Source organism: Novosphingobium chloroacetimidivorans (genome assembly GCF_014204535.1).
Lineage (GTDB): Bacteria > Pseudomonadota > Alphaproteobacteria > Sphingomonadales > Sphingomonadaceae > Novosphingobium > Novosphingobium chloroacetimidivorans.
Map to the genome: position 1 here is coordinate 187387 of NZ_JACHLR010000007.1, position 10287 is coordinate 197673.

Annotated in this window: 8 protein-coding genes and 1 pseudogene; 6 read left to right on the forward strand and 3 right to left on the reverse strand. The window is 62.8% G+C overall.

Annotation, left to right across the window (positions count from 1 at the left end):
* Positions 1–7 precede the first annotated feature (7 nt).
* The 3 genes from HNO88_RS10235 (at position 8) to HNO88_RS10245 (ending at position 4878) form a co-directional block, all read left to right on the forward strand.
* Positions 8–1612, forward strand: a complete 1605-nt coding sequence (locus tag HNO88_RS10235; RefSeq protein WP_221419938.1) for a glycosyl hydrolase family 79 N-terminal domain-containing protein — start codon at positions 8–10, stop codon at positions 1610–1612.
* A 145-nt stretch (positions 1613–1757) separates the two neighbouring features.
* A complete protein-coding gene (locus HNO88_RS10240; protein ID WP_246381505.1) occupies positions 1758–2516 on the forward strand; it encodes a sugar phosphate isomerase/epimerase family protein in 759 nt (252 codons plus the stop codon).
* A 211-nt stretch (positions 2517–2727) separates the two neighbouring features.
* The gene (locus HNO88_RS10245) at positions 2728–4878 is read left to right on the forward strand and encodes a glycoside hydrolase family 3 N-terminal domain-containing protein (protein ID WP_246381535.1); all 2151 of its coding nucleotides are present in this window, start codon (positions 2728–2730) and stop codon (positions 4876–4878) included.
* 263 nt (positions 4879–5141) lie between these two features.
* Here the strand turns inward: HNO88_RS10245 and HNO88_RS10250 are convergent, their stop codons facing one another.
* Positions 5142–5714: a recombinase family protein gene (locus HNO88_RS10250; protein ID WP_184244719.1), complete on the reverse strand. Its 573-nt coding sequence runs from the start codon at positions 5712–5714 to the stop codon at positions 5142–5144.
* Positions 5715–6174: 460 nt separating this feature from the next.
* Complete coding sequence (locus tag HNO88_RS10255) at positions 6175–7302, reverse strand: hypothetical protein (RefSeq protein WP_184244721.1); 1128 nt, start codon at positions 7300–7302, stop codon at positions 6175–6177.
* 469 nt (positions 7303–7771) lie between these two features.
* Between HNO88_RS10255 and HNO88_RS10260 the strand changes: the two genes are divergently transcribed.
* The 3 genes from HNO88_RS10260 (at position 7772) to HNO88_RS10270 (ending at position 9945) form a co-directional block, all read left to right on the forward strand.
* Positions 7772–8659 carry an ArdC family protein gene (locus HNO88_RS10260; protein ID WP_184244722.1) on the forward strand — a complete coding sequence of 296 codons (888 nt, stop codon included), beginning with the start codon at positions 7772–7774 and terminating at the stop codon, positions 8657–8659.
* On the forward strand, positions 8656–8940 hold the full coding sequence (locus HNO88_RS10265) for a sigma factor-like helix-turn-helix DNA-binding protein (RefSeq protein ID WP_184244725.1): 285 nt from the start codon (positions 8656–8658) through the stop codon (positions 8938–8940). The genes HNO88_RS10260 and HNO88_RS10265 overlap by 4 nt, the downstream gene beginning before the upstream one ends.
* 81 nt (positions 8941–9021) lie before the next feature.
* Entirely contained in the window at positions 9022–9945 is a 924-nt protein-coding gene (locus HNO88_RS10270; RefSeq protein ID WP_184244727.1) for a nucleotidyltransferase and HEPN domain-containing protein, read from the forward strand.
* Positions 9946–10020: 75 nt separating this feature from the next.
* Here HNO88_RS10270 and HNO88_RS10275 read toward each other — a convergent pair.
* A pseudogene (locus tag HNO88_RS10275) lies at positions 10021–10287 on the reverse strand (hypothetical protein); the annotation flags it as partial.

Genomic DNA, 10287 nt, shown 5'->3' on the forward strand with positions numbered 1-10287 from the left:
TGACCGCATGAACATTCGTATCGCGCACAAGCGCCTGATCTACGCTGTCACTATCGGGACGGCTCTCACCAGCGGTGTGATCACGCCGGCCATCAGCAAGCAGGATGCGGTTGCTGCCAGGCGCATCGATCCGGCAGCGCTGCGTAAAGTGGGGCAGGTCGACCCACGCTTCCTGGCCTACAACGTCGAGAGCGTGGAAGTGACCGGCGGCAACTTCTGGGCGCCCTATCCCAAGCCCGGCGAGGCCCCACCCAAGGCCATGGAAGGTCCGCATGGCACCGGCTTCGCCACTGGCGCGTACCGGTATCGCAAGCCCATCGACCTTATCGGCAACAAGCGCCTGCGCATGCTGACCAAGGAGCTTGGCCCCTCGTACATGCGCGTGAGCGGCAGCTGGGCGAACAGCGTCTACTTCCAGGACGACGACCAGCCCGCCAGAGAGCCTCCCGCTGGCTACAAGGCCGTGATGACGCGCGCGCAATGGGCCGGCGTGGTCGATTTCGGCCGAGCGGTCGATGCCAAGATCCTGACGTCCTTCGCCACCAGCCCCGGAGCGCGTCCGAACGGCGTGTGGAATGCGGAGCAGGCTCGGCGCCTCTTCGCCTATACCCGCTCGCTCGGAGGGCGGATCGATGCGGTCGAGCTGACCAACGAACCCAATGCCTCGCAGATTCAGTACAAGGCGGAAGACTACGCCCGTGACATGGATACGCTCAATCGGCTGGTGAAGGAGGTCTCGCCCGAAACCAAGGTTGTCGGCCCCGGTTCCACCGGCGAGGCCGGGTTCAAGCTGTTCGACAAGCCGCCGGAAGCCATGAGCACGGCAAGGCTTCTGGCCGGTGCGCCCAAGCCTCATTTCGACGCGTTTTCGTGGCACTTCTACGGTTCGGTGTCCGAGCGGTGCAAGTCGCTCGGCGGCCTCGGCGGGCGCAACCAGGAGGTCACGACGTCCCAGGCCGACGCGCTTACCGAGAAGTGGCTTGGCGCGGCGGACCAAGGGCAGAACTTCTACAAGGGCGTGCGTGACCGGTTTGCGCCCGGCGCTCCGATCTGGATCAGCGAAACCGCGCAAGCCGCCTGCGGTGGCGATCGCTGGGCTGCGACCTTCATCGACACCTTTCGTTTCATCGACCAACTCGGCCGTTTCGCGCGAAACGATGTGTCGATCGTGTTCCACAACACGCTTGCCGCCAGCGATTACTCGCTGATCGAGGAGGACACTTGGTTGCCGCGACCCAATTATTGGGCGGCAGTGCTGTGGCGCAGGCTTGTCGGCGATGTCGTGCTTGACGCCGGTTCCGGCCAAGGTGATCTTCGCGTTTATTCGCAGTGCATGCGTGGAACGCCGGGCGGCGTGACGCTGATCGCGCTGAATCTGAACCAGACCAACAGCGCCGCAATCGACTTGCCGATGGGTGGCTCGCGTTACGGTCTGACCGCTGACGCGCTTACCGCAAAGTCGGTCAAGCTCAACGGGCGCGAACTGCGCCTTTCTGGCGACACGCTGCCAACCCTTGGCGGCACCGCTTTCCGCAAGGGTTCCGTGAAGCTCATGCCCGCGAGTGTCACGTTCCTGACGGTGCCCACCGCCAACAACTCTGCCTGCAAGTAAGCATCTGGTGTCTCGATCCGCTACGGGCATGCAAAGCGTAAGCCGCCGTGCTGCTTTGGCAGGATCGCTGGCGCTTGTGAGCGGATGTGCCACCAGGCCGCTCACCAAAATGCCCGAGCGCCTCGCTCTGGCGGACATCACGGTCATGCGGGAGCTGATGGTGGATTATCCCGGCACCTTGGCCAAGGTTGCCACGCTGGGATACACCACCTTCGGGTTCCGCCTTTACGGCTATGCAGGGCCGTCCCCTGCCGAGCCCGCACCCCAGCTGAAGGCCGCGATGGTTCGTGCTGCCGGACTGGAGATCGGCGCGACGAGGCTGAGCGTTCGCAATGCAGATTACGACCGGGAACTCGACATCGCCGCCGAAATGGGTTCCCGCATCGTTGTCATCACGACGGCCCCGCCGTTCATTGCGGGCCCGGAACTCTTCAAAACCACGCGCGCAGCGTTCGAAGTCTGGCTCCCGCAACTGGCGAAGGTAGGCGAGAAAGCCCGCGATCGAGGCCTGCTTCTGGCCTACCACAACCATCCCTATGACTTTCTGCCGCTCGACGGCGAGCAGCCGTTCGACCTCATCGCAAGGTCCATCTCACCCGAACTTGTGTCCTTCGAACTGGATCTCGCCTGGCTCTGGCTGGCCGGGATCGATCCCTTGCAGATGCTGCGCCGGCTGGGTCCACGAGTGGTGACGATGCACTGGAAGGACGTGGATCGCAGGCGTGGCACGGAGCGGGCCGATCAAGCCGTCGCACCCGGCCTTGGTGAGATGGACTACGCCGCCTTGCTGCCTGCGGTGCGCCGGTTGACCACCGCGACCGGCTACATCGAGGTCGACAAGCCCGAGGACGGGATTGCTGCTGCACGCATTGGCGCGGAGCTGGTCAGGCGAGTGCTTGCATAGTGCCACACCTGCGCACGGGTCGCGCCCGTACAGCGGATAACGGAGAGCTTACGGCATGATCTCGAACGGTCACAGGCGTTTCAAGGTGGCTCTTGCCTGTGTGGGACTTTCACTCGCCTGGGCGGTCCCGCTTTCAGCAAACTCGGCCTCGGCGGATAGTGCCTCTGATGATGCAGCCATCCAGGCTCGCGCCGACGCGCTACTCAAGCAGATGACGCCGGAGGAGAAGGCCGCGCAGCTCACGCAGTACTTCTATCTCCAGCCGATCCCGGCCGCGAACAAACCTGCGCTCGAGGCGCTGCGCACGACTGGTCTGGGTTCGCTATTGTTCGTGACCGATCCGGCGGAAGTGAACCGCTTGCAGCGCATCGCGGTCGAACAATCCCGCCTCAAGATCCCGCTGCTCTTCGGGTTCGATGTCATCCACGGACTGCGGACGATCTTCCCTGTCCCCATCGGCATGGCTGCGAGTTGGGACCCGGCGCTGGTCGAAGCCACGCAGGCGGTTGCCGCGAAGGAGGCGAGGGCCGTCGGAGTGCATTGGACCTTCGCGCCCAACGTCGATATCGCGCGTGACCCCCGCTGGGGCCGGATAGTCGAGACCGCGGGCGAGGATCCCTATCTCACCTCCGCCATGGCGCGCGCTCAGGTTCACGGCTTCCAAGGACCACGACTGGGAGCGCCGGGGCACGTCATCGCAGGGCCCAAGCACTTCGCCGGATACGGTGCCTCCCTGGGCGGCCGCGATTGGGATGAGGTCGAATTGTCGGACTCCGACTTGTGGAACGTTCACCTTCCCCCGTTCCAGGCCGCGATCAATGCCGGCGCCGGCGCGATGATGGCGGCCTATATGCATCTCAACGGCGTTCCTGCGGCGGCGAACAGGAACCTCCTGACCACGATCCTGCGTGACAAGCTCGGCTTCAAGGGCTTCATCGGCAGTGACTCCGGTTCGGTGAACAAGCTGGTCACGCAAAACCTCACACGTGACACGCAGGACGCGGCCGCGCGCGCCATCGCGGCCGGTCTGGACATCGAGATGGTCGATCCGGGCAAGCTGGCCGCGATGAGCAAGTTGCCGGCCGCGATGGCGGCGGGACAAGTACCGCAAGCGCGCGTCGACGAGGCGGTCGGACGTATTCTCAAAGCCAAGCTGCGGATGGGCCTGTTCGAACGGCCCTATATCGATGAGAAGGCTGTTGAGAAGACGTTGAACGACCCTGCACATCGGCGCTTGGCGCGCATCGCTGCCGAGCGCTCGGCGGTGCTGTTGCGCAACGAAAATGGCGTTCTTCCGTTCGACAAGCGCCGGATCAAGTCGCTTGCCGTGATCGGTCCCATGGCTGCTTCGGCAAAGGATACCCTCGGCCCATGGGTTTTCGAGCAGAACGGTGCGAGCGCCGTGACTGTCCTGGCCGGCCTTCAACAGAAGTTGGGCAAGAAGGTGCGCATCTCCTACTCCGAAGGCGTGAGGATGCCCGCACGGATGTTCCCCTCGCCATCGGCGACGGCTGACAAAGTGCCCGAACGCCCACCCCTAGACGAAACGACCGAAATCGCCCGAGCAGCGGCCTTGGCTCGCGACGCGGATGCCGCAGTTGTAGTGGTCGGAGAGGCCATGAACATGATCAGCGAAGGCGGTTCACGATCGTCCTTCACACTGCCTGGCCGCCAGCAGGAATTGCTCGATGCCGTCGTCGCCACCGGCAAGCCGGTCGTAGTCGTCATCTTCAGCGCGCGCCCGCTGCATCTCGGTGAAACCCGGGCGCAAGCAATTCTGGATGCATGGTATCCCGGCTCCGAAGGGGGCACAGCCATCGCCAACCTGTTATTTGGCGATGCGGTTCCAGCAGGTAAGCTGCCCTTCAGCTGGACCCGCAGCCCGGCGCATGCGCCAAACTACTACGCACAGCTGATCTCGCACAAGCCCAATCCGGTGAACGGCCGCTATTGGAACGAGACGAGCGCTCCAACGTACCCGTTTGGGTATGGCCTAAGCTACTCCACTTTCGAGTACACCAACTTGCGCTTGCAACAGCCGAGCGTTCCTAAAAGCGCCCTTGTTGTCCTCAACGTCGATCTTAAGAATCTCGGCGACAGAACTGCCGACGAGGTGCCGCAGCTCTACATACACCAACGGTTTGGGACATCCGCTAGGCCCGCTCGTGAGCTCAAGGGCTTTCAACGCGTGACGTTAAAGCCAGGTGAGACACGCTCTCTTCGCTTCGTCCTTAGTCCCGATGACCTGCGGTATTGGAGCTCGGCGACAAACGGCTGGGTTAATAATGCAAGCGCATTTGACGTTTGGGTTGGAGGAAACTCTGAAGCGACGCTGCACGGTATCTTCGAACTGACAGGCTGACTGGTGCTACAATCCCAGCCTCGCTCAGGTGGTAGCCATAAGAGCACCAGGTCAGATTGTCTCAAAACAACCTCCAAAATGCGCCCCTCAATATCTCGGTGGAGCAGAGCAACGCGGGCAGCAGACGAGAGAATTGGTTTCATTAAATGGTTGTGTCAGGCGGCGAACTCGACAATCTCAGAAGTGCAGGCCGCTCCTGGCTAAGCCGACCACAGCGAACCACAGCTTCGTCCCTAGATGCGCCAAAACCGCGATGTCCAATTCTAACTGCAACTGATCCGTTGAATCGCCGATCTACTGACTGCGAACTGCTTAGCAAGATCTCCTAGAGATGCGCCTTCAGCGAGACGGCGCCTGACTGAATTTTGCTGCTCAGCGGTCAAACTGCTGGGACGGCCAAGCTTCTTTCCTTCAGCTTTAGCTCGCGACAAGCCGGCTTGTGTTCGCTCAACGAGCAGGTCGCGTTCGAATTCGGCTACGGCCGCAATCACCGCCATCGTCATCTTGCCGGCAGCGCTGGTGAGGTCCACGCCTCCAAGCGCCAAGCAGTGGACACGCACACGCATCTCAGCCAGCCGCTCCACTGTTGCCCTAACATCCATGGCATTGCGGCCGAGCCGGTCAAGCTTCGTGACAACAAGCACGTCCTCCCAGTCGAGCTTGTCGACCAACTTTCGGAAGCCTTCGCGCTCCATCGCTGCCGTCGATCCCGAGACTGTCTCGGCAAACACGCGGCGTTCCTCTATGTTGAAGCCGGCGGCCTTTATCTCGTGCAGCTGGTTCTCGTGTGCCTGCTCACTTGTGCTGACGCGACAATAGGCGAATACGCGTGCCATAGTGGACCTGTATCGATAACGTGTTTCGAATGATGCGCTGTATCGAAAGTCAGGTCAAGCTAACTTTCGCAACAGCGAGAAAGCATGTATCGAAAACGCTCGATTTCGATCCAGCCTCCTACAACTCGCCCGAATGCCTCATGTAGAGCTGATGGGTTGCGCCTCTGATGCTATTTGGCGGAGTCTCCGGGTTCGCGGCCGTGAGCGACTTGAGCAGCTCGCTCCAGCGGATCCCGCCTGGCGCGGCGTGCAGGCTGCGCAACCTGCTTTCCATCGAGATGGGGCTACTTGGCACCGTGGGATTGGAACGGCCCGAGGGGAGCTCCCCTCGTATGGCTCGTGAGGAGGTGGCCATGCGCGCGGATGACTATTGGTCATCATCGCCCAAAGTCGGCGCATGCAGATGTTCCAGGATTTGACCGGATGTGAACGGATCGATCTTGTCAGCCTCACGGAGAGCCTAGGACTGCCAGGCGGCGAAGCTCGCCTCGTCGATGTCGGGGTTTGTAGCCATGCTCTCGCCCAGTTGCAGGACCAGCGCCCGGATGTCCGAAGCCTCGCGCATGCGCCGCCCGCTCTCGCGCAGGGCCACAACGCGCTTTTGACGCTGCTCTTCGAGTTTCTCCAGCCGGCGGCGTTCGCGATCGTTCCTTGCCTGTTCCTCTTTGGCCTCTCGCTCGATGCGCGCCCGTTCTGCCTCTTCCTCGTCCTTGCGCAAGCCTTCCCGGAACTCCTGCTCGCCGCTGACGATGAGTGCGGCGGCGATCTCGGCCAGCTTGCTCTCGAGCTTGCCAGCCTCGTCGTCCTGCCAGGTGTGCAGCACCAGGCCGCGCTCCTGGATGGACTGGACCTGCAGGATCAGCGGCGTGCTGGCTGGAAGATCCGGGGCGGCCCGCGTGTAGCCGCTCCGCAGAACCGAGCGGTGTTTGCCGGCGATGGCTAGGTCGAGCCGAAGCGCTTTGCTGCCGATCGTCGCGCTGATCTGCAGATCTTCATCGCGTTCATAGACGCTGCCCCAGTGTCCGCGTCGGGCCAAGGTCAGGAACAGCGCGTTGAGGAGCCTGAGCTTGCGCTGATCGAGTGGCCCGTCGAATTTGGGTGCATCCCAATTCCAGCGGCTCGCCTCGTGCTTGGCGCGCCGCTTGGCTTCATTTTTCATGAGGTCGCTGAGGCCAGGATGGTAGCGCTCCAGTGACTTGGGGACCGCGACCTTGCCGATCGCCTTCAGTTCGTTGGCGCGCAGCTCTTCCAGATCTTCGGGTACGTACTTGCTGGCAAACGGTCCGGCCGAAGACATCGGCTTGGCTGCGGTCAGCCAGGGGGCGAGGCGTGCATCGACATATAGCCGGCCGGTCTGGCCGGGCCGGCGCGGCTCGGGCTTGGGCGTATTAGGGACGGGCTTGCCGGCGCGCACCTTGTTCCAATAGCCTTGTGGCGGCGGGCTGACGCCGCAGCCGGCCAGCAACTTCCTCAAGCCCACATCGGACATGTCCAGCTTCTGTGCGAGATCGCGCATGGGAGTCGACCAGGCGTAGGCAATGAGATCCTCGGGCATGACGCAGGTGGTGTTCCGGCCATAGTAGTACATGCGGTGCCTCATTCGGTTTGGCGCTGAAGGAAGTAGCTGCTCCTTGTGGCAGGTGCGAGAGGGCAGGGCGTCTCAGCCCTGGCGGCCTGACCGCGCTCTACCTGCGCTTGCGCTCCGGCCAAGCCGCCTTGCGAGCGTCTCGTCGGCAAAGCCGTTGCGATCGCTGACGCGTTTCCGAGCCGCCTTAAGCGGCACGGGTGGCGGGATGCAGGTGTGCATCCCTTGGGTGGACGCCCGCGTGAAGCGCGGGCGGCGCTGAGCCTTCGGCTCCAAGGTGGCGGGGGGCGTCGCTGCCCTGTAGCCCCGCCTCGACGGCGCGCAACCCGTCCTCTGCGCTCCCGGGTCCTCCACTCCGTTTCTGCCCTTCGGGTGCGCCCCGCCTTCAGCCGGCGGGGCTGTCGGTCCGCTCCTGCCGCCCCCCGCCACCCTGGCGCCGGTCCATGGCGGTTGAAGAAAGGAGTGAAGGAGCGTGGCCAAGACCGAACGTAGCAGTCTCTATGGTGAAGTCACTGCCAGGATCATCGCCGAGCTGGAAGAAGGCCGCTTGCCGTGGGTGCAACCGTGGGACGCGGCGAAGTGCCCGTGCACGATGCCGCATAATGCTGTCTCGACGCGCAACTACTCAGGCATCAACGTGCTGATCCTGTGGGCGGCCGGTCTAGGGCAGGGCTTTGGTTCGCAGCGCTGGCTGACTTACAAGCAGGCGGAGAAGGCGGGCGGTCACGTGCGTCGCGGTGAGCTGGGAACGGTCATCTGCTATGCCGATCGCTTCACGCCTAGAGACGAGGCCGAGAGGGCAGGCAACGAGGATCGGGAGGCGCGTACGGTTGCGTTCCTCAAGCGCTTCACCGTCTTCAACGTCGACCAGTGCGAAGGCTTGCCAGACGATCTGACCGGCACACAGGCACCGATCGATCCTGTGCTGGCGGTGGAACAAGCCGATGCCGTCATCCGCAACTCGGACGCCGAATTCCGGGTTGGAGGCGGTGAGGCCTACTACGCGCCCGGGCAGGACTTCGTGGCGGTGCCGCACCAGATTGCCTTTCATGCCGGCATAGACTGGTACCGGACTGCCTTGCATGAACTCGGGCATTGGACCGGGCACTCCAGCCGCCTCAATCGCGACCAGACTGGTGCTTTTCGGTCGGCTGCCTATGCCCGCGAAGAGCTGGTGGCAGAGATGGCGAGTGCCTTCACGTGTGCCTCGCTCGGCATCCAGCCGACGGTACGCCACGCAGATTACATCGGTGCCTGGCTTGAGGTGCTCCGCGCCGATGAAAAGGCGATCTTTCGCGCCGCCAGTGCAGCGAGCAAGGCGGCCGATTACCTGCTCGGGAGCGGGGAGGGCGAGGCATGATCCGGCACCTTGCCTTTCTTCACCAGCACGTGCGCGAGCTGTTCCTCAAGAACTGCTCGCCCGACATCGCCGATCCCAATCTGCGGCGGCTGGCGCGTGCTCTGGCCTCGTTGCCGGATCGTCAGCACGAGGTGTTCCGCCTGGCTCGCTATGAGGGCTTGCGACGGGACGCTATCGCCAGCCGTCTTGGCATCTCCGAAGACGCGGCCAACGAGGAGCTGGTGCTCGCACTGCAGATGATCGGCCGCTCGGTGCGGCGGCAGAAGCGAAAAGGATGGTGATCACGGCGCGGCCGATCCCTCGCGGGATGGCCGTGTCACTTTGCGCTTGGCAGCAGGCGTGCGAAGGGCGATTCTGACGCTATGAAGACCAGCCTCGATCATCTTCCTGCGGCCAAGCAGCGCGAGCTCGAACGCGTGGTGCAGATCGTGTTCGAAGAGTTCGGAGCCGCGCACGAGAACGCCACGTCGCGGCGCAAGCGCGGACGCATCCTCAAGGTAATACTGTACGGCAGCCATGCACGCGGTGGCTGGGTCGACGAGCCGCATACTGCCAAGGGCTATGTTTCCGACTTCGACCTGCTGATCATCGTCAACCAGAAGGAACTGACCGACAAAGCCGCCTACTGGACGGCGGCCGAGCAGCGGCTGATCGAGGAGAAGCTCGCCGGGCGCCTGCGCACGCCGACCAACTTCGTGGTGCATACCTGGCAGGAAGTTGGCGACGGCATGGCGCACGGCCGGTTCTTCTTCATGGACATCGCACATGACGGAATTGCGCTGTTCGAGGGCGACGACAGACCGCTACCCGAGGCCAAGCCCAAGACGCCCGCACAGGCGCTGGCGATGGCCGAGGAATACTTCGATGAGTGGTTCCCTGCGGCAATGCGAAAGTTCAAGCTTTCACAAGATGCTATCGAGCAGGGCTTTACGAAGGAGGCGGCCTTTCTCCTGCATCAGACTGCGGAAACCCTCTTGCACTGTGTGCTTCTCGTCAACACCTTCTACACACCTCACAACCACAATCTGAGCTTCCTGCGTACCCAGGCAGAGCGGCTGGACTTGCGCCTCGTCTACGTCTGGCCCCGCGATACTCGTAATGAGCGGGCGATGTTCGAGAAGCTCAAGGACGCTTACGTCAAGGCACGTTACTCCAAGCATTACAGCATCTCGACAGAGGAACTGACGTGGTTGACGGCGCAGGTCGAGAGGCTTGGTCAGGTCGTCCAGGAAGTCTGCCAGGACCGTCTTGCACTACTCGCTTCGAACGTTCGGGAGGCAGGCTGATCCTGTCGGGCATAGGAGCGATCCAACCCGATAACGCGCCCAGGATCGCTGTATCGTAGCCGCGCTCTCGTCTCTTCAGGCGTCCTCCCGCACCTCGATATCGAGCGTTAGCTGCAGCACATCGTCGCTCTCCACGGCAGCATCCGGTCGCAGCGTCTGAGTGCCGCAAGCGAGCGTGATCCAGTCAAATCGCCAGTCCAGTTGACGTGCTCCCCTGAAATGTGACCGATTTTGAGTAGAGTCCGACGCGAAGGAGTCGGACGGAATGAAGCGCAGCAGGTTCAGCGAAGAGCAGATCATCGCGATTTTGAAGGAGCAGGAGGCCGGGATGGCGACAGCGGA